This window comes from Pseudomonas sp. 1L-C-7-B-C1 (assembly GCF_057291635.1).
In genome coordinates this window covers 90,474-109,435 of sequence record NZ_JBXAWH010000003.1, presented here as the reverse complement: position 1 = coordinate 109,435, position 18,962 = coordinate 90,474, and the positions used below count along the sequence as shown (strand labels likewise).

The 18,962-nt window shown below is 58.6% G+C and carries 18 protein-coding genes; 6 read left to right on the top strand and 12 right to left on the bottom strand.

Going from position 1 to position 18,962, the window contains the following annotated elements:
* Nucleotides 1-109: 109 nt before the first annotated feature.
* The gene (locus AC0Z8Z_RS06050; RefSeq protein ID WP_485618404.1) at nt 110-358 is read right to left on the bottom strand and encodes a CsbD family protein; all 249 of its coding nucleotides are present in this window, start codon (nt 356-358) and stop codon (nt 110-112) included.
* Between the two features lie 280 nt (nt 359-638).
* Here AC0Z8Z_RS06050 and AC0Z8Z_RS06045 point away from each other — a divergent pair, with 280 nt between their 5' ends.
* Nucleotides 639-1,265, top strand: coding sequence for a glutathione S-transferase family protein (locus tag AC0Z8Z_RS06045; protein WP_485618402.1), 627 nt, complete (start codon nt 639-641; stop codon nt 1,263-1,265).
* A gap of 126 nt (nt 1,266-1,391) precedes the next feature.
* Here the strand turns inward: AC0Z8Z_RS06045 and AC0Z8Z_RS06040 are convergent, their stop codons facing one another.
* Nucleotides 1,392-1,760: a histone-like nucleoid-structuring protein, MvaT/MvaU family gene (locus AC0Z8Z_RS06040; protein ID WP_485618400.1), complete on the bottom strand. Its 369-nt coding sequence runs from the start codon at nt 1,758-1,760 to the stop codon at nt 1,392-1,394.
* Between the two features lie 555 nt (nt 1,761-2,315).
* On the opposite strand from AC0Z8Z_RS06040, the gene AC0Z8Z_RS06035 reads away from it, so the two are divergent.
* Nucleotides 2,316-2,651: a hypothetical protein gene (locus AC0Z8Z_RS06035; RefSeq protein WP_122537078.1), complete on the top strand. Its 336-nt coding sequence runs from the start codon at nt 2,316-2,318 to the stop codon at nt 2,649-2,651.
* Nucleotides 2,652-2,731: 80 nt separating this feature from the next.
* Here the strand turns inward: AC0Z8Z_RS06035 and sfnG are convergent, their stop codons facing one another.
* From sfnG to AC0Z8Z_RS06020, 3 genes are all read right to left on the bottom strand, one after another.
* Nucleotides 2,732-3,832 (bottom strand): dimethylsulfone monooxygenase SfnG, encoded by a 1,101-nt coding sequence (gene sfnG / locus AC0Z8Z_RS06030; RefSeq protein WP_485618398.1) that lies wholly within the window; start codon nt 3,830-3,832, stop codon nt 2,732-2,734.
* A 264-nt stretch (nt 3,833-4,096) separates the two neighbouring features.
* Nucleotides 4,097-5,581, bottom strand: a complete 1,485-nt coding sequence (locus AC0Z8Z_RS06025; RefSeq protein ID WP_485618397.1) for a chemotaxis protein CheW — start codon at nt 5,579-5,581, stop codon at nt 4,097-4,099.
* The gene (locus AC0Z8Z_RS06020; RefSeq protein WP_485618395.1) at nt 5,578-7,344 is read right to left on the bottom strand and encodes a methyl-accepting chemotaxis protein; all 1,767 of its coding nucleotides are present in this window, start codon (nt 7,342-7,344) and stop codon (nt 5,578-5,580) included. The genes AC0Z8Z_RS06025 and AC0Z8Z_RS06020 overlap by 4 nt, the downstream gene beginning before the upstream one ends.
* A gap of 564 nt (nt 7,345-7,908) precedes the next feature.
* Here AC0Z8Z_RS06020 and AC0Z8Z_RS06015 point away from each other — a divergent pair.
* Both AC0Z8Z_RS06015 and AC0Z8Z_RS06010 read left to right on the top strand, forming a co-directional pair.
* Entirely contained in the window at nt 7,909-10,155 is a 2,247-nt protein-coding gene (locus tag AC0Z8Z_RS06015) for a putative bifunctional diguanylate cyclase/phosphodiesterase (RefSeq protein ID WP_485618394.1), read from the top strand.
* Nucleotides 10,156-10,475: 320 nt separating this feature from the next.
* Entirely contained in the window at nt 10,476-11,615 is a 1,140-nt protein-coding gene (locus AC0Z8Z_RS06010; protein ID WP_122537083.1) for a glutathione-independent formaldehyde dehydrogenase, read from the top strand.
* A 132-nt stretch (nt 11,616-11,747) separates the two neighbouring features.
* On the opposite strand, the gene AC0Z8Z_RS06005 is transcribed toward AC0Z8Z_RS06010, so the two are convergent.
* Together AC0Z8Z_RS06005 and AC0Z8Z_RS06000 are read right to left on the bottom strand one after the other, a co-directional pair.
* Nucleotides 11,748-12,371 carry a dTMP kinase gene (locus AC0Z8Z_RS06005; protein ID WP_485618392.1) on the bottom strand — a complete coding sequence of 208 codons (624 nt, stop codon included), beginning with the start codon at nt 12,369-12,371 and terminating at the stop codon, nt 11,748-11,750.
* A gap of 3 nt (nt 12,372-12,374) precedes the next feature.
* On the bottom strand, nt 12,375-12,920 hold the full coding sequence (locus AC0Z8Z_RS06000; protein ID WP_485618390.1) for a glutathione peroxidase: 546 nt from the start codon (nt 12,918-12,920) through the stop codon (nt 12,375-12,377).
* A gap of 299 nt (nt 12,921-13,219) precedes the next feature.
* Here AC0Z8Z_RS06000 and AC0Z8Z_RS05995 point away from each other — a divergent pair, with 299 nt between their 5' ends.
* Together AC0Z8Z_RS05995 and AC0Z8Z_RS05990 are read left to right on the top strand one after the other, a co-directional pair.
* Entirely contained in the window at nt 13,220-14,803 is a 1,584-nt protein-coding gene (locus tag AC0Z8Z_RS05995; RefSeq protein ID WP_485618388.1) for a putative bifunctional diguanylate cyclase/phosphodiesterase, read from the top strand.
* Between the two features lie 186 nt (nt 14,804-14,989).
* Entirely contained in the window at nt 14,990-15,151 is a 162-nt protein-coding gene (locus AC0Z8Z_RS05990) for a hypothetical protein (protein ID WP_172612166.1), read from the top strand.
* A gap of 138 nt (nt 15,152-15,289) precedes the next feature.
* Here AC0Z8Z_RS05990 and AC0Z8Z_RS05985 read toward each other — a convergent pair whose 3' ends face one another.
* The 5 genes from AC0Z8Z_RS05985 to AC0Z8Z_RS05965 are packed head-to-tail and all read right to left on the bottom strand — an operon-like array spanning nt 15,290 to nt 18,900.
* Nucleotides 15,290-15,529 (bottom strand): Rieske (2Fe-2S) protein, encoded by a 240-nt coding sequence (locus tag AC0Z8Z_RS05985; protein ID WP_172612165.1) that lies wholly within the window; start codon nt 15,527-15,529, stop codon nt 15,290-15,292.
* The gene (locus tag AC0Z8Z_RS05980) at nt 15,522-16,367 is read right to left on the bottom strand and encodes an iron-containing redox enzyme family protein (RefSeq protein ID WP_485618387.1); all 846 of its coding nucleotides are present in this window, start codon (nt 16,365-16,367) and stop codon (nt 15,522-15,524) included. Before AC0Z8Z_RS05980 ends, AC0Z8Z_RS05985 begins: the two co-directional genes overlap by 8 nt.
* Nucleotides 16,364-17,209 carry a dihydrodipicolinate synthase family protein gene (locus AC0Z8Z_RS05975; protein ID WP_485618385.1) on the bottom strand — a complete coding sequence of 282 codons (846 nt, stop codon included), beginning with the start codon at nt 17,207-17,209 and terminating at the stop codon, nt 16,364-16,366. Before AC0Z8Z_RS05975 ends, AC0Z8Z_RS05980 begins: the two co-directional genes overlap by 4 nt.
* A complete protein-coding gene (locus AC0Z8Z_RS05970; protein ID WP_485618384.1) occupies nt 17,202-17,714 on the bottom strand; it encodes a DUF6190 family protein in 513 nt (170 codons plus the stop codon). Before AC0Z8Z_RS05970 ends, AC0Z8Z_RS05975 begins: the two co-directional genes overlap by 8 nt.
* Nucleotides 17,707-18,900 carry a pyridoxal phosphate-dependent aminotransferase gene (locus tag AC0Z8Z_RS05965; RefSeq protein WP_485618382.1) on the bottom strand — a complete coding sequence of 398 codons (1,194 nt, stop codon included), beginning with the start codon at nt 18,898-18,900 and terminating at the stop codon, nt 17,707-17,709. Before AC0Z8Z_RS05965 ends, AC0Z8Z_RS05970 begins: the two co-directional genes overlap by 8 nt.
* Nucleotides 18,901-18,962: the final 62 nt, after the last annotated feature.

Genomic DNA, 18,962 nt, shown 5'->3' with positions numbered 1-18,962 from the left:
AGGTACCTGACCTCGCCTCCTTCAAGCTGCTGGTAGACAGTCCTTAAGGAGGCGGGGAAATGTAAACTCAGAGCGGGACGCCCCAGGCGGAGCTTTCCTTGCTCCTCACTCAGCGGCGGAAGAGACGGTCCAGAATCAGCAAAGCAATCCCACCAATTGCCACTGCAGCGACTGGTTTTTCTCTAACAAACGCAGAGACGCTGTCCATGGCATCGCCATAGGCCTGGGTCAACTGACCGGAAGCTTGGCGACCGGTACCTTCCGCCTCCAGCGTCGAATCACCAAACAGTTTCCCTACTGCGCTCTGTGCTTTGCCGGCCATCTGCTCTACAACGCCTTCTACCTGTTCGCTCTTCATGATTCACCAAACCTTCGTATGTGAGTGACCCAGGATCAGCCTGGGAATGGGGCAACGTGCGCAGAATTAGGGGCCAGGGGCAGTGATTAGTTCAGCGACGATCAGCCTCCGGGCTCCTGCGCATGACGGCTAACCGATTCTGCGCCTGTAACCGCCATGGGCTTAGACGTCCCAAGTGCTCGCCTCGCCAAATGATCAAGCCAACGCTGACAACCATTTAGAACCACGGTGCGCCACAAGAGTCTGTCCTTACACACCCTTAAGCCTCATCGAGAACTTCATGATCATCGTTCATCATCTCAATAACTCCCGTTCGCAGCGCATCCTCTGGTTACTGGAAGAACTCGCCCTTCCCTACGAGATCAAGCACTACCAACGAGACGCCAAAACCAACCTGGCGCCCCCAGAGCTGAAAGCCATAAACCCGCTGGGGAAATCCCCGGTGATTCAGGATGGCCCTCATGTACTGATCGAGTCCGGCGCTATCGTCGATTATCTGATCCGCCGCCACGGCAACGGCCGTTTGCAACCTGACCCGGCCACCGCAACCTACGACGAATACGTGCAGTGGCTTCATTTCGCAGAAGGTTCGGCCATGCTGCCGCTGATGCTCAACCTGTATGTCGGGCGTCTTGGGGAAGCCGGCAAGCCGCTGCACCCGCGAATCGAATCTGAACTGGCCAACTATCTGGGGTATCTGGAGACCGCGTTGAAACTTACCCCGTACTTGTTGGGCGAAGAAATCAGCGGCGCGGACATCCAGATGAGCTTTATTGGCGAGTTTGCAAAGTCCCAAGGCATGCTGCACGACTACCCTGGCCTCTCCGCGTGGATCGACCGGTTCCAGGCGCGGCCGGCCTATATCAGTGCGGTAGAAAAAGGCGGTGATTACAAGTTCGCAAGCTGAGTACTAAACACGCAGGCTTGCTAGCCCCGGCCTGGAAAGCGTCTCCAGACGCTTCATAGCTCACGTCAGGGCGCAATCGCAGTCATAAAAAAGCCGTCTCACGACGGCTGTTTCAGCTTCACCGGGTCATTTAACCAACCAGTTCTCAACCTCGTCGCCGAACTGGCCTTTCCAGGCTTTCAAAAGCTTGTGGTTGCCGCCCTTGGTTTCTACGACCTCACCTGTCAGGGGGTTTTTATAAACCTTCATCTCTCGGGCCTTACGTGTTTTTTTCTCGGCAGCCACTGGAGCAGACTGCCGACCGCTGGATCCCTGAGGATCGAGAATGCCGACTATCTCTTTCAAGCTGAAGCCGTACTCACCGAGCAGGCCACGCAGTTTGGTTTCAAATTCGATTTCTTTCTTCAAGCCGCTATCATTTTTCAGGGTTTCAAGTTCGGCGAGCTGGGCTGCGAGCTGCTGTTCAAGTTTGCGGAATTCAGCAAGGCGGGACATTTAGATCTCCAAGGTCGTTTTGATATGGCCGATGTTAGCCGAACGCCGGTAATCAGTCATTCGCCTGGTTTCCCTAAGTACTCCGCCAAACGGCGGGCGCCGCAACAGTGATATCGCCCGGCTGGCTTGCCACGACTGTTTTGTCGGCTCGGCATCGCTCAACCGGTGGGCGATGGTTTGAACTCCTGCAACTACGTTGCGGCAGCCGTGGGTAGCGACGCAGCACGCACACCTGAATCAGACGCTGCAAACCTGCTCCTCTCAAGGATTCACATGACCGACGTGACTATTACGCAAAGCGAGGATGGGAGTATCTAGAGTCATTTCATGCCTGGGGCAAAGAGCATTCGCTCATGCAGCGCTTGCTTTAGGCCTTCCCTGCAACAATGTTTTCCCGTCACAGGCATCGGTCATTCAGGTCATTGGGGCGATCTGAATCGCCCCGGATTTAATAGACACCTCGAATGAAATTGAAGATGTGTCTAAGTGTTATCCCTTCGGGTAAAGTGTCGCCGCCCGATAATTGGATTCGGGCTATAGTCAATGGAGTTTTACGTGAAGTCCTTTAGCAAAATCATCGCTTCTGCAGTGTGTGGTCTGGTTCTGGCGGGTTGCACCGGCACCGCCATGAAGACTCAGCAATATGACAGGAGCCAGTACACCGTCGTTGGCCATAGCGAGGCAAGCGCGACTGGCCTGATGCTTTTCGGCCTGATCCCGATTCGTCAGAACGACCGTTTTGTCCGCGCTCAGAGTTACGCCATCCAGGCCAAAGGTGGCGATGCGCTGATCAATACTCAAGTGCAGGAAAAGTGGTTCTGGGCCTGGGTTCTGAATGGCTATACCACGACTGTATCCGGTGACGTGATCAAACTGAAAGCCGCTCAATAAGTAGCCTTCGGTTTAAGAAAGCCCGGTTCGCCGGGCTTTTCTGTTTCCAGCGTCTGGAATGTCTCTCGCTCATCAACGTATCAAGCGCTTTGAGCAATAGAACCAGTGTGATTCAAAGCTTCCAGCTCACGTACAAGTGGCAGTACCTGTTTACCGAAATACGCGACTTCCTCCTGAAAGTGCAGAAATGCGGAAAGCACCAGGTCCACGCCCACGGCTTTCAACGCCACAATGCGCTCGGCAATCTGCCTGGGCGTTCCAATCAGGTTTGTTTTAAACCCGTCGTTATATTGAATCAGGTCTTCAAAGGTGGACTTGGCCCAGTTCCCCTCGCCTTCAGGACTGGCCTTGCCGGCCTGTTTTGCCGCATCGCCAAACGCATTCACGGCTTCAGGGTCGGCCTGATCGATGATTTCCTGTAGCACCGCGCGTGCTTGCTCTTCGGTTTCGCGAGCGATGATGAACGCGTTGACGCCGATCTTCACTGAATGCCCGTTGGCCGCTGCCTTCGCACGAATATCATCCACCTGAGCCTTGATGCCTTCTAGCGTATTGCCGTTGGTGAAGTACCAGTCGGACACCCGCGCAGCCATGTCGCGGGCGGCGCAGGAGCTGCCGCCCTGAAAGATTTCAGGATGGGGTTGCTGGATGGGCTTCGGGCGCAGTGTGTAATTGTGGAAGCGGTAGAAATCACCTTTGAAGGTGAAGTTGTCTGTTGTCCAGATGCCTTTCAACGCCTGGATGAACTCTTCCGAACGACGGTAGCGCTCGTCATGCTCCAGCCATGGCTCACCAATGGCTTGAAATTCACCCTTGAACCAGCCACTGACAATGTTGATCGCCACGCGGCCTGCCGTCAGTTGGTCTATTGTCGCCAGCTGCTTGGCGACAACGGCGGGCGTCCAGGGACCGGGAAGGATGGCCGCGATCACTTTGAGTTTCTCGGTCGCCGCCAACAACGCATGACTGAACGCGACGGACTCGTGTTGGTTATCTGCGCCGTATCCGGCCGTGAAACGGATTTGCGTGAGCCCGTACTCGAAGCCCGACTGCTCGGCAATTTGTGCCAGCTTGCGGTTGTACTCGATGCCCCAGTCGGTGCGCTGCTCGATTTTACTGACGACCAAGCCACCGCTGACGTTAGGTACCCAGTAGGCGAATTTAATTGCGTTCTGACTCATCTACCGATCTCCAGACAGAGCAAGGGAGCCGCCTGGCGTGGTCACCAGGTACGGTTTGAACACCTTCCTGAAGTGGAAATAGCAGCAACTGTGCCAGCTAATAATTCAGATAAATTTCAGCGAGTTAACCCGCCGGCAACGTATTTATCGAAAGCCCGGCAAACAACGTTTTGCTGGATACGTGTTGCCAGGCAAACAGTTGGACAGTCCATCCAATAGCAGCGACCAGGCTGTTCAGTGGGCTTGGGGGCCATCATCTGTTGCTCAGCTGGCGCGGCGTTGGGTCTCTTCCTGAGCCTCGGCCTTTTCCAGCCCTTTGACGACGTTGCTCAAATTGATCAGCGTCATCCAGCGGACCTGATCGCCCTTGCCGATGCTCACCAGGCTGCGCATGCGGTCATTGACCGAACCCCTGATGCTCGCGCTTCGCTCCCACCCTTCGGGATGCTCGGAGGCCGGGTGGGTGAAGGTTTCAATGGAGTCAGTACGGTTGACCACCAGCCCGAAGTTATTAACCTCGCCTTTAACCAATAGCACCCGTTCCAGGGCATTGCCGGGAGGCGTGGTGCCTTCTACCAGACTGCTCAGGCAGACCAGCGGAATTTGCTCGCCGCGCAAATTGAAACTGCCCAGCAAATGGGTGTCCGGTTGCGCAAACCGGACAAAGTGCTCGGGCATATCGAGGATTTCCAACACTTGATCAAGCGGCACCACAAACTGCTGCGCCGCCTGGAATAGCAGGCACGTCTGGTTCATCTGCGCGAGGCGATCGCCTAGCGCGTCCTGCTTTGGCGGGCCAGTCTGATAGATCCTGGCGAAACTGAGCGTTTCCGAGCGTTCCAGCAAATCGCAATGTTCAAGCAACAATGCCTGGTCTCCGTTCTCCAGCCCGACAACACCGGCAAACATCCCGGGCTCTCGTAATCCATAGCGGGGCAGCGGCAGGATTTCATGGGCACGCTTGCGCACTATCGAGATCATTCGGTCATAGACCAGACCGATGCGATAGCCTTCTGCCGAGGTCAACACCAGCAATTGATTCTGGGGCTGCGCCATTGGCGGACGATCAATGCCCAGTATCCGGTTCAGGCTCAAGGCAGGCACATCAACCCCGCGCCGGTTCACGACGCCCAGGCAATAATCGCCCCCCAGCTTGCTCGGCAGCATGTCGGGGCGGTCGACCAGTTCGGTGATGGCTTTCGCGTCGACGGCGTAGCGCTTTCCTTCGCACTCGAACACCAGCAAGTGACGCAGCGCCTGGGATGGGTCCTGCACCCGTACTGGATGGGCGACATCGCCCGACTGCGCAGTCAACACCTGCGGCAAGCCACACAACGCGTCCAGGTCGAGCCGGTAAATCATTCGTTCATGTTCCAGCATCACGAGTTCTGGCAGCAGCGCAACCGCGGTGCCCTCCCCGCCGAGACGGCACAGGTTTCGCGCCTCGACTTTCATCACGTCACTGACGCCGCTGACCGCAATGCCCAGGCGTCGGCCTTGATGATTGACGATGGCAACCATCTCCAGCGGATCGTGCCGGGACACATCGTGCTCGCCGAGCAACGAGCGCAGCTCGATCAGTGGCAGCGCCTTCCCGCGCAGACTGAACATGCCGAGCAATGCGCCGCCTTGCAGCGGATGGGGCTGCAGCCGGGTGGGCCAGTTGATCACCTGCTCCAGTGCCTGAGCTTCGATCGCAACTTCCAGAGCGCCCAGCTTGATTACCCCAAAAGCCAGGGCGTCGCTCATAGCGTTTCAACCTGGCCTGGGGCGCTCAAGCCCTTGCCCAACCCGGTCGCCAGCTTGATACGGTTGAGCTCGCCGATCAGTTCAGCGACCCGCTCAGCCAGATGATGCTGTTCTTGCGTCGCCGCGCCGATGGTCGTCATCGCGCCATTGGTCTTTTCCACCCCGGCAACGATCCGCTCGAACGCGCTCCCTGCGCTGCGGGAGATCTCGCTGCCGGAGTTAATGCGGCGGACCGTCTCCTGGATCAATTTGTTGATCTTGGTGGTGGCTTGCGAAGACTTTTCAGCGAGCTTGCGCACTTCGTCGGCCACCACTGAAAAGCCCAGCCCATGCTCACCCGCCCTCGCCGCTTCAATCGCGGCGTTGAATGCGAGCATGTTGGTCTGACCGGCGATCGTGCTGATCACCTCGATGATTTCCTGAATGTCTTCTGCCGATTTGCCGATGGTGTCCATCGCCGCAGACGCCTCGCTGAGGGTCTGGGATCCGCGCTGGGCTTCATCCTGGGTAATGCGCGCCTGATCGTTGGCGTCGCCAGTGGTTTTGACCACTTCTTCGATGGCCTGCATCAGACGCGTGACGGACTCATCCATCGCCTGGGTCTTGGCTTCAATGGCTTCTTCCAGCTCGACCTGAGCGGTAATGTCGGTGGCGAACTTGACCACCTTGTAGGGTTGCCCCACCGCATTGAACACTGGGTTATACGTCGCCTGAATCCAGATTTTCTGACCGTACTTGCTGATGCGCATGAAGCGCCCGGTGAAAAACTTGCCGCTGCTCAGCGCGCCCCAGAATTCACGATAAGGCGTGGTCTTGACGTACTCGGGTTCGCAAAACAGCGAGTGATGGCGGTTCTTCAATTCCTCCATCCGGTAACCGACCAGATCCAGGAAGTTGGCGTTGGCCGAGAGGATATTGCCGCTCAGGTCGAACTCGATCACGCCCTGGGCGCGGTTAATGGCGTTGACCTTGCCTTCGTGCTCCATTGTGCGAACTTTGGTATCCGTCACGTCGGTGGCGAACTTGACGATCTTGTAGGCCTGGCCCTGGGCATCAAGGATCGGGTTATAGGACGCCTGAATCCAGACATCCCGACCGTCTTTGCTCAGGCGCTTGTACTCGTTGGAGTCGTACTCGCCCTTGCTCAGCTTCTCCCAGAATTCGCGGTATGCCAAAGACGCGGCGTATTCGGGCTCACAAAACATCCGGTGGTGCTGGCCCACGACTTCATCCAGCGTGTAGCCCATGGCCGAGAGGAACTTGCTGTTCGCGGTCAACACATAGCCTTCAGGGCTGAATTCGATCAACGCCTGTGAACGCTCGATCGCCTCGATTTTGCTTTCCCATTCGGCATTGCGATTGCGCACTTCGGTGACATCGCTGGCAAATTTCACGATTTTGAAAGGCTTGCCATTGTTGTCCATCACCGGGTTGTAGGTAGCCTGCAGCCAGATCTGCCGTCCGTCCTTGGCCTGACGCTGGTACTGGCCGGCATCGAACTTGCCGGTGCCCAGCTTCTCCCAAAACATCAGGTATTCCTTGCTGGTCGCATAGTCGGGCATGCAAAACAGCCGGTGATGGCGCCCACGAATTTCTTCGAGGTCGTAACCCATGCACTCGAGAAAGTTCTGGTTGGCATACAGCACGTTCCCCTGCAGATCGAACTCGATCACGGCCTGTGAACGGTCGATAGCGTTGAGGAGGGAGTTCAGGTCTGCGCCGGTCTGGGCAAGTTCGGCAGTCGAATTGGATGAATTGTTCATGGGGCAGGTCCGCAAAAAAGGATGTTGAGTGGGCGGGGCTCCTTCCCTGAAAAGCGTTCGGTGACCGCGGTTCACTGTTCGTGAGACGCCTCAGACAGAGGCGCGCTCGGGCCGGGCGCGAGTGTTCTCGTCTTGTAATGTTGACGTTTCAGATAATCGATCGGCAGCAGCTGCCAGAAACTTTAGGCAAGGTTGTACATTTATTTAATCTTGTACAAGTTTGAACCTTCGGTGCGAAAAGCAAGTCCCTGCTGAAGACCTTCGGTTTGCCTGTCCAGCCCGTGGTAGTGTCGTCGCTCCCGCCGCGCCATTGAGCGACATTCCCTGCGGGTCGGCGCACTCCCAGGGCATGGCGAGACCATGGGAAAGCCTGCCTTGGTGATCGCCGTCTGACGCGCAAATCGTTCCCACATTGCCCTGTTGAACTTCGTCGACACGCCGATACCGAAAGTGCTACCGGCTTGCAGGTGCAGCAGTTCCCCCACCCAGCCGCTCCAGGTTCACGATCGTTACGCGTTTCGTATAACCGCCTGGCACTTCGTCCCCTTTTTTCAGGTAATGCACATGGCCGCCAAGGCTCACCCCGGTTTGAAGAATCATGAAGTTTTGGGTCATTTTCTCGACGCTGCTTCCCACCTGACCGGGGCGACGGGCGCCATCCTGATAGTGCGAGACGAAGAGCAGTGGTGCACGGTGGCCACCTACGGCACTGCGCCGGAGGTGCGCGCAGACGACATCACCGGCGGCTGGTTAAAGATGGTGTTGTCCTACGGAGACGTCGTCGACGTTGGCGAGGCCATGCCCGCTGACGCTGCGCTGCCTGCCGGGCTGGATCGAGTGGTCAACGAGTCGCTGGTCTGCGTCGCCCTTCGGGATGGCGACGCTGCCCTGACCGGTGCGGTCTTGATGACGATCCCGCTCCCCCACAAGCGACTCAGCGCCGCGCATATCTATGGCGTGCAAACCCATGCAGCCGACCTCTATGACTCCCTCAAGACAGACCCCACACCTGCGGTCGGCGGATCAGCCGTCATCGAGCGCCTGCGCTTGCTGGAGTCAGTGGTGGTCAACGCGAAAGACGCCATCCTGATCACCGAAGCAGAACCGATCGATTTGCCCGGACCGCGCATCGTGTATTGCAATCCGGCGTTTCTCACCACTACCGGTTTCAGCCTCGAAGAAGTCATGGGAAAGACGCCGCGGATCCTGCAATGCCCTGAGACTGATCGTGCCACGCTGCAGCAAATCAGGGACGCGCTGCAGCGCTGGGATCCCGTCGAGGTCGAACTGATCAACACGCGTCGTGACGGGACCAAGTTCTGGGTGCAGCTCAGTATCGTGCCGGTGGCCAACGAGAAAGGCTGGTTCACTCATTGGGTTTCAGTACAGCGCGACATCACAGAGCGTAAAGACGCAGAACAGAATTTTCGCCAGGCCCAGCTTGATCGCGAGGAGCGCGTGGCGCTTGAGTCGCGGCTGATCGAGCGGGAGCGTATTCAGGACGAACTCTCCTACGCGGCGTTCCACGACGAGTTGACGAGGCTCAAGAATCGCGGGTATTTCATGGCTCGCATCCATTCGGCGTTGAGCAGAGGGAACGCCGGTAATCCCGGTGCGGCCACGGTGTTGTACCTGGACCTGGACCGATTCAAGTATGTCAACGACGGCATGGGGCATCATGCGGGCGACAGCTTGCTCAAAAGCGTGGCAGAGCGCCTGAGCGAGTGCATTGAGCCCACGGCGGTGATCGCCCGCATCGGGGGCGACGAGTTCGCGATATTGCTGACCGACGAAGGCCATCAGGAGCAGGCGATCGAGACCGCCAAGCGCGTGACCCACGCCCTCAGCTTGCCGACCGCCATCGACGGGCAACAGCTTTTCATCTCCTGCAGCATTGGCATTGCAACGCTGGACGTTCAGCACACCACCGCCGAAGACCTGATCCGGGATGCGGACGTGGCCATGTACGCGGCGAAAAAGAAAGGCCGTGGCAGCTGGGCCGTCTTCGACCTCTCCATGCGCCAGGCATCCATCGACCTGCTGGTGATGCAGAACGCGCTCAAACACGCGATCACTCGCGATGAGTTCTACCTGGTGTACCAGCCGATATTCTCCATCACCACTGAAGCGGTGGTGGGCGTTGAAGCATTGGTAAGGTGGCGCCACCCGACCCTGGGGATCGTCGCGCCTGATGTGTTCATCAGCGTGGCTGAAGACATTGGCGTCATTTGCGATCTGGGTCAGTGGGTCATGCGCAACGCCTGTCGCGAGGTCAAGCGGTGGGGTGACGCTACCGGTTCGGCCGGTATCAAGCTGAACGTGAATGTGTCAGGGGTCGAGCTCAACCGCAAAGACTTCGCCCTTCAGGTCGCCGGAATTATTGCAGAGACCGGATTCGATGCCCGCGCCTTGCAGATCGAAATCACCGAGTCAGTATTCCTGCATGAGCCGGAAATCGTTGCCAAGACCCTCGAAGACCTTCGCGCTCAGGGTATCCGGATCGCGCTGGACGACTTCGGTACGGGCTACAGCTCCCTCGGCTACATCGACCGCTACCCCATTGACGCCATCAAGATAGATCGGTCCTTTGTCACCCGCATGATGAAACATGAACGCAGCGTCGCCATCGTCAAAAGTATCCTGTCCCTTGGCGAGGCGCTGGACCTGGCAATTGTCGCCGAGGGCGTCGAGACCCCTGGCCAGATGGACCAGCTCAGGGAATTGGGCTGTCCTTATGCTCAAGGCTTTCTGCTCAGCCCGCCAGTGCTGGCCGAGGATGTTCTGACACTGCTGGTTGCGAAAAGGCGATGACAAGCCGCCTGCCAATCGCAGAACCGATGCCGCCGGTCGACGCGGTGACCCGTGCGCGTTTTGTATTCGGTTGAATGTTCATTTCCACTCCGTCACATCGGGTTGATGTGCAGACGCAATTTACCCTGGTGGAGCTGCCACGGATTGCACAGATGGGGTGGATTTTCTCGTCATCAGGGGGCCACAAGGCTCGTTCTAGAGCCTTTTGCCAGCATCTACCGTTCGTCACTCGCGGCAAATCTCTTTGAACGGCAGGTCGGTACGGTCGTACTAAAACTGGCGAACTATCCGTATCTGCATCTCAATGTTCTGGAGAACCCATGAAAGCCATTATTTACAACGGTCCTTATGACGTCAGCGTTCAGAACGTTCCCGATGCCAAAATCGAAAAAGCAACCGATGTCCTGGTCCGCATCACCACGACCAACATTTGTGGTTCCGACCTGCACATGTACGAAGGCCGCACCAGCTTTGAAACAGGCCGGATCCTGGGTCACGAAAACATGGGTGAAGTCATCGAAGTCGGTGCCGGAGTCGATCGCGTGAAAGTGGGCGATATGGTCTGCCTGCCGTTCAACATCGGTTGCGGCTTCTGCGATAACTGCGAGCGCGGCCTGACCGGTTACTGCCTGACCGTCAACCCTGGCAGTGCCGGTGGCGCCTATGGTTTTGCCGAGATGGGGCCTTACGAGGGCGGCCAGGCCGAACTGCTGCGCGTGCCGTATGGCGACTTCAACTGCCTGGTGCTGCCTGAAGATGCCAAGGAAAAAGAAGACGATTACGTCATGCTGTCGGACATCCTTCCCACCGGCTGGCACGCGACAGAATTGTCCGGCCTGCTGCCGGGTGAAAGCATCGCGATCTACGGCGCAGGCCCGGTCGGCCTGATGGCTGCCCATTCGGCGATGATCAAAGGCGCCTCGCAAGTCTTCGTGGTCGACAACCATCCAGACCGTCTGGCCCTGGCGGCCAAGCTGGGCGCCACGCCGATCAACACGGCGCAGACCCAGGCCGTCGAGCAGATCATGAACCTGACCAACGGCAAAGGCACCGACCGTGGCTGCGAATGCGTGGGTTATCAGTGCTGCGACAAGCACGGCCACGAAGCCAATCACGAGACCATGAATAACCTCGTTGCCTCCACCAAGCCAACCGGCGGTATCGGTGTCGTGGGTGTCTTTGTGCCACAGGATCCGAACGCCGCCAGCGATCTGGCAAAAGAAGGCAAGATGGCCTTCGACTTCGGCTCTTTCTGGTTCAAAGGTCAGCAGATTCGTACCGGCCAGGCCAACGTCAAGGCGTACAACCGTCGCCTCGCCGAGCTGATTCACCATGACCGCGCCAAGCCATCGCAGATCATTTCCCACAGCCTGAAGTTGTCCGAAGGTCCGGACGCCTACAAGCACTTTGATCAGCGCGACGACGGCTGGACCAAAGTCGTGCTCAAGCCATCGGCGTAACGCTGCCGGGTAATACGTCAACGCAGCGCGTAGACAGGCCATCGGGACTGGAGGGGATTTTTCCCCTTCGGTCCCGAACTGCGTTTATGGGCACAGAAACTGCCGTATTCGCGTCATCCACCTCGGTGCCTGCTACGGCAAAGCGACTTCACGCACTTTGTCTATCTCTGCGATCACCTGCCTCGTTGCGTCTTCGATCAGCCCTTCGTTTCGGCACAGCACCCAGCCGTTATCCGATATCGCCCGCTCAAACGCTTCAGTGCAAGCGGTGTGCTCCTCCAGCGAATGAATGACCGTACTGCTTAACCCACGCCGGCGTGCGGCTGCCCTCGCCCATGAAATCCCGGCCGCAGTGACGACACCGACATGCACGTCCGGCACTCGCACGTCCTGGTCAATGTTCAACTGCAGGATCTCTGCGAACGGGACCATTCGGCGAAACGCGGCGTCAGACGGGTACCAGCGATCGATCAGGATGATGCTGTCGGCTGGCTGTTGAGTCAGCACATGCCGGGAGATCCAGCCACGGCTGGCCGCCAGACGCTCACACACCTCCCATTCCAGATCGCGATCGGGCTGTCTGGCCAGCCGGTTAACGAGGGCCATTGTTTCACCCCGGTGGGGATCACGTTTGCTCTCGCACAACCGGATCACTTTCTGGCCGTCAGCCCTCAGTGACTGGGTGACGGCCTCCAGCAGCGTCGTCTTACCGACACCCTTTGGCCCATCCAGAGACACAAACAGCGGACGACTCATGCGTCAAACAGCGAGGGCTTCGTCAATGGCCGCAGTCAGCCGTGGATCATCGGCCGTCACATCCGGCGCAAAGCGACCAATCACCTTGCCATCGCGCCCGATCAGGAATTTCTCGAAATTCCACAGGACCTCGGTGCCTGCGCCGCTTTCGATACCGTAGCCCTTGAGGCGTTCACGGAACGGGCCGTCGCCGGTGGCAGCGGGCTGGGCGGCCGTCAGTTCACGGTAGAGGGGATGGGTGTCGTCGCCGGCGACGGAGATTTTCGAGAACAGCGGGAAGTGCACGTCATAGGTAGTCGAGCAAAAGGACTGGATGTCGCTGTCGCTGCCCGGCTCCTGTTCCTTGAAGTTGTTGGCCGGAAAACCCAGCACCTCAAGCCCGGCGTCCTTCTTGCTCTGGTAAAGGCTTTCGAGCCCCTCGTATTGCGGCGTCAGACCGCATTTGGAGGCCACGTTCACCACCAGCAGTACTTTACCCTTGTACTGGCCCAGGCTGGCTGGCGTGCCATCGATTTGCTTGAGGGGAATGTCGTACAGAGAATCGGTCATGGTTAGCTCCTTTGTTACTGAGTTGGCTGTCGCCGGGTGAATGGTCTGTGATCGAGGATCAGTGGTCGGACTGCACGGACACCTTAAAGCATGCGGCCAATGATTCAGTCATGATTTGCGCTTTCGTCCCAAGGCAGTGGCCTCCGAGGGATCATCACACTGCGGCCTTTACCCTTTTTCGATTACACGCAGACCACCGTTCGGCGTCCAGGCAAGATTCTGCGATCAACGGTACGAACCTATGTGCGAAGATGGCAGTCTGACATCACAATTCCCCTTCTGGCCCAGTGAGGCCTGACATGAATGACCTGCACCGCCGCAACCCTTGTCGCCTGCCTATATTGCTAATGATCGCAGTGTCCACTGTGATTGGCCTGTCCGTCCTGTGGGAATTCAAGCTCGAAGGCTGGGTCATGCACTGGCTCGCGCTGCCGTACGACGCTGACTTTGAAGACGCCGAAAGGTGGCGTTTCGTCCTGACCTCGACCGGATTTTCGCTGATTTCCCTGATCGTCCCGACCATTCTGCTCAGACGCCTGATTGCCAACGCCCAGTCGAGCTTCCGTCGACTGAAGCAGGCGCAGGCGCAAACAGAAACCCTGGCCACCTATGACTCGCTGAGCGGTCTGGTCAATCGACGTATCTTCATGAACATGGTGCGCAATCAGCTCGTTTTGCGGCGGCCTGCGGCGGTCATGCTCATCGATCTTGACCATTTCAAGGCCGTCAATGATCAGCACGGTCACGCAGCCGGCGACCTTGTGCTATTCGAGATAGCCCGCAGGCTGGAATCCATCGCCGACGATAACGGCGGGGTGGCGGTGCGTCTGGGCGGTGATGAGTTTTGCCTGCTGTTTCTCAACTTCAAACACCAGACTGAGCTATGCCAGATCGCAGAGGCCGTGGTCGTTCAGCTCAGTGCGCCGTTGTCTTCCGCGGTCGAGCCCTCGGCACTGGGCGCCACCATCGGCATTTCGCGGTCATGGACAGATGCGCAAGAGGCATCGGCCTTGCTGCACTGCGCTGATACGGCAATGTACCGGGGCAAGAAAAGCGGGCGCTCGACCTTCAACTTCTATGACAGCGAATACGAACGGCAGCGCCGGGCTCAGGCCGACCTCGAACTGGCGCTGAAGCGGGCGGTTGAAGAAGACGAAATCGTGCCCTACTTTCAGCCGATCGTGGCGCTCCCCTCACAGGAGGTCGTGGGTTTCGAGGTGCTCGCACGCTGGCTGAAACCCGACGGCAGCACCAGCACGCCGGCGGAGTTCATCCCTGTGCTCGAGCGCCTGGGGCTGATTCCCGTCATGACCCGCTCGCTGATCAGGCAAGCCTGTCGCGCCGCCAACCGCTGGGACGACCGCTTGCGCCTCTCAATGAATGTCAGCGCGACCATGGTCACCGACGTGCTGTTTCCCGATCAGTTGCTGAACCAGTTGCGGGAAGAACACTTTGCGTTTCATCGCTTCGAAGTCGAAATCACCGAGGAGGCCCTTGTCGGCAATCTCGACGCAGCACAGCGGAACCTGAGCAAGTTGCATGATCACGGCATCACGGTCGCGCTGGATGACTTCGGCATCGGCTACTCGAGTCTTTATCACCTGACCCGCCTCTCGATCGACAAGATCAAAATAGACCGGTCGTTCTTTGAACCCGGGCAGACCGATCACTTGCCCATGGTCGAAGCGATTCTGGGCATGGCCCGCAGCCTGAAAATGCAAGTCACGGCCGAAGGGGTCGAGGAGTTTCACCTGCCTCATCTGCCGTCGTGGCTGGCGAACAGCGGATGCAATTACGCCCAGGGCTACCTTTATGGCCGTCCGAAGCCGGCCTCGAGCCTGTTCTGCTACACGCATTCGTCTTTTGTGCAGCAAGCATGCTGAGGGTTCGCGAGCATTTCCCGTGTCGACATCGTCCGCCCGCGCGACCGGGTCATGGGGCTCAGTCATCGCGGCTCGAAATGCACTGAACGCTGAACCCGGCACTGACTCCAAACCTTGTCCCGACGCCCACGGCCACCGTGCCGCGTCGGCAGGCATTCGAATCATCTGCCCACCCAAGGAATTCCCATGACCGATCCACGTAACGTCGCCCACGACAAAAAAGTGCAGCAAGAGAAAAAGAACCATGGCGAAGAAGTCGCGCCGGATGCCGTGCACGCCCCCCAGCCAGGCATGAAGCCTGCGCTCAAGCACGACGACGATGAGACCGAGCAAGACGAACAGGCGTGAATCAGGCACTGACCTGAGCTGAGATCCAGCGTCTGGCGGCGCTGACGAACGTCAGCCGCCGCCGCACAGACCCCCGCCCCCCCAATCCTGCGAATTCCTCACCGCCCAAGCCACGCGAATCCGCGTCCCTGCAAGCCGTCACGTCAATTTGCGGCAGGTCAGATTCCCGCAGGCAGGCCCGCTCAACTGCTCGCCCGTTTCCAGACTGAACACCGAGAAGTGCAGCGGACAGGCGATCGTCCGTCGGTTGTGATTGACGGTCCCGTGCTCCAGCCAGCCCTCGCGGTGCGGGCACAGACTGGGCACTTCGTAGAGGTCCTCCCCGGCTTGAATCACGAAGGTCGCCGGCCTCACTGCCACTTCCCCTTCGTCAAGCATGGGCAACGCCCTCGCCGATGTTGATCGACTGAGCCTTGTACACCGCCTGATCGAACGCATGGTTGGTGATCAACCGCCCCATGCAGATGCCTTGCCAGGCATTGGCGTGGTTCAGTTGCTTGTCGTTGTCCATCGCTTTGAGCAGCCGCTGACCTTCAAGGGCATGGAAGACGTCGATGTGCACATGTTCGCTGTAATAGGTGTGGGCTTTGATCCCGAGCCTGTCGCACAGCGTGGTGTAGCAACCGAAGAAGAACGGCACCACCGTCTCGAAGTAAGTGATGACGCCAGCGAAATACGACGGATCCTGGGCACGCATGGTCAGCCAGCAGAACATGTTGGGAAACGTGCAACCTGCCTCGGCGTTCGCCTGAATATTGCTTTCCAGATCCGTCGGCATGCCCAGTTCATCCAGCAGCACCTGATAGAGCGTGGTGTGCGAACGCTTGATGTTCCCCGAACCGAATTCGTCGATCATCATCCGCAGCATGGGCATCTGGGCTTCAAGGCTCAGACGCGGCATGAGGTGATAAAACACCTGGGCTTCGGTGAGACCGTCGAGGGCGAACTCCTGCACGAGGATCTTGAATTCGTCCAGGCTCATATGTTCGGCCACGTAGCGCGCCGTCTCTGGCTCTTCTGCCTTGTCCTGTTCCACCAGCGCCGCGAGCATGGCGCGCAGTTCGCCCAGATTGGCCGGCTGCTGCTCGGTCATGCTGTCGCGGATCGCAGCGTCAAGCCATTGCTGCTCAAAGTCCAGCAGCTCGGCGGGGATGGGCTGAAGCGTCTCGATCAGTGCCCGGTTTGCGCGAAACAGCGATTTCTGGGAAACGATCATCTGGCGTACTCCGCACTGACTGGCTCGAGAGCAACGCGCTCGTGAGCACTCTGTTTCTGCGTCGTGAGCGACGAACGCAGGACCCCGCGGGCCGCCAGCTCGCGCTTCACGTGTGCGTACCAGTCATCCTCACCCAGGCAGAATGTGTCATTCAGCCGGGCCACGATGGCTGCAACGTCTGGCTGCTGTGCGAGGCAGGCCACCCGGCACAGGGCCGGCTCGAGGTTGGCAAGGGAGACAACGTTTCCATCGCTGATCAACGCGCCGGCCAGTTCCCGTTCCCAGCCGATGAAGTAATCCACGCCCTCCCCCCGGATCCGGTCGATCTGCGCCTGCGTCCGCGCCTGGCTCGGCGAGTCCTTGAGGCCGGTCACACGCTCCAGCCGAGCAATTTTCAACAGCGTGTCGAAGCTCTTTTCATTACCCGACAGCGCCGATTCGTTGTAGACCAGCAGGTCCAGGGGGGTGCGGCTGTGAATGGCCTGGTAGTGGGCCAGAATGTGCGCCTGACTGATGCCTTCGGCAAAGGGTGACGTCACGATGATTTCCCTGGCGCCAAGCTCCCCCGCGAGTTCGGCCCGTTCAATCACCTCCTCAGTGGTGGGGAGCTCAATGCCCGCCACAACGCGATGGGTGTCTCCGGCAAACTCCAGGGTGTACCTGAGCATGTCGGTCCACTGCGCGGCGGACAGATTCCAGCCCTCGCCCGAGGTCAGACACGGGATAAACCCTTCAACCACCGGCGCGCAGGCACGAACGAGCTGCTTCACGCTTTGCCGGCAGACCCTCGCGTCGGCGTCGAGCGGCGTCACCAGGGGCACCAGCACTTGATGTCTAGACATGCTGGTAATCCTCCTCGGCAATGACCAGGTCAAGGGACGCGTCATACAGCCGCTGCAAACCCTCCGGAAATACATTGGCGGCGGACGCGGCATCGAATGAAGCCAGGTGCGGTTTCAGCGCCGCGCAGTCCTGGTAATCGCGGTCATGGGTATAAAACAGACAATTGGCCTCAAGCACCTGCGCCGCCTGCAGGCGCTTTTCCGCAGACAGCCCGGCCAACGCCGGGCTGCTGGCCGCCCGGGTCAGCGCTGCGTCGCTGTAGCCCGCGCGCAGAATGTTCATGTCGGAGTGCAGAACATCCATAAAGGGGTAGTAAACGTCCTGAAGCGCGCGGGCCTTCTTCCAGATAATGGCATCGCAGACGCCAATCTGGCTGAAGCTCATGCGCACTTCGCTGTGATAACGCCGGGTGAAGAACCCCAGCGACTTGGCGCGGATGTCGGCATTTTGGTGATGCATGCCCATGAACACCGTCGCGTCAATCATCGGCGCCTCTTCAAGCATCGTAAGCCTCCAGCGCCTGGCGGATAACCTGCAGAGCCGCTTCGAAAGCGTCAGGGTCGCGTGCCAGGGCCAGGCGCACAAAAGAGCGACCTTGCTCCGGATGACTCCAGAAGAAATAGCGACCGGGCAAAACGTACGCCTGATGGGTCAGCAAGTAGGCCTGCAGGTCATCCCCCGACAGGTCATCGCGCTGGATTTCAAACCACGCAACGCTGGTTTCGATGGCCGGTTCTACGTAGCGCAGCATCGTGCCTTCAAGGTATTCGCGTGCCACCTTGCGGTTGGTCTGCAGCACGTCGCGAACGGAGGCAAAGCCATCGGCTTCGCTGTCGTTGATGTACTCGGTGACCACTTGAAGAATGAAGGGCGAAACGTTGAGCAGCACGCTGGTGACGATGCTGTAGATCTCCGGGTTCAAGCGGCGACTGCTCATCAATGTCGCGCATTTGGTGTCCTGCAGCGGCCAGGTTTTGCCGGTGTCTTCCATCACCAGGTAGTCGGTGCCGATCTCATCGAGGATCGCGTAGGCGTCGACGCGCTGACCGCCGGTTACCTTCAGAAACGAGGCGAAGCAGAAGTCCAGAATCAGGATCTTGTCGTGATCGCGGCAGTACTTCGCGACTTCGATAAAGGTTTCCGGGCCCTCGGCAAACATGGACGTGCCGGTCGGGTTGTTCGGGTCCACCAGAAAAATCGCGTCGACCGACGATGCGGTTTTCTCCAGCAGCCGGTAGACCTGGGTAGGGTCAGCCAGGATCGCCTCCGGCAGCGGGGTCATCGGCACTTCCATGTGCTTGAGCAGATCGTGCAAGTTGTCGAAGCAGGGTTCGATCAGGGCGACGCTCATGTCGTGCTTGCGCAGAAAGGTGGCGGTGATGTGCATCGCCACCGAGGCGGCGTACACCAGGTAGATCTCATCGCTGCGCTTGAGCGCATGGTGCTGACCGTGAAACTGATAAAACGCCTTGATGAACGCTTGCTCGCTCTCGTATTGGGTCAGCGTCTGCGCGCGTTGCCACAACTGGGGGAGCTTTCGGACGATGTCGGCCTGGGTGCGGCTCTGGTTCTGGTGGGTGTGGGCGTCGGCAAGATTGTGCCGGGTTTTGAGGGCGGTAATTTCGTGCTGAGTAATGTCTTCCAGGACACGTGCTTCATGCGTACTGACGGGCTGGGCAGAGAACGTCATGAGGGATCCCTCTCATTGTGGGTTTGTTATCAGGGCTGCCCGGCAATCATTCTGTATTCCTT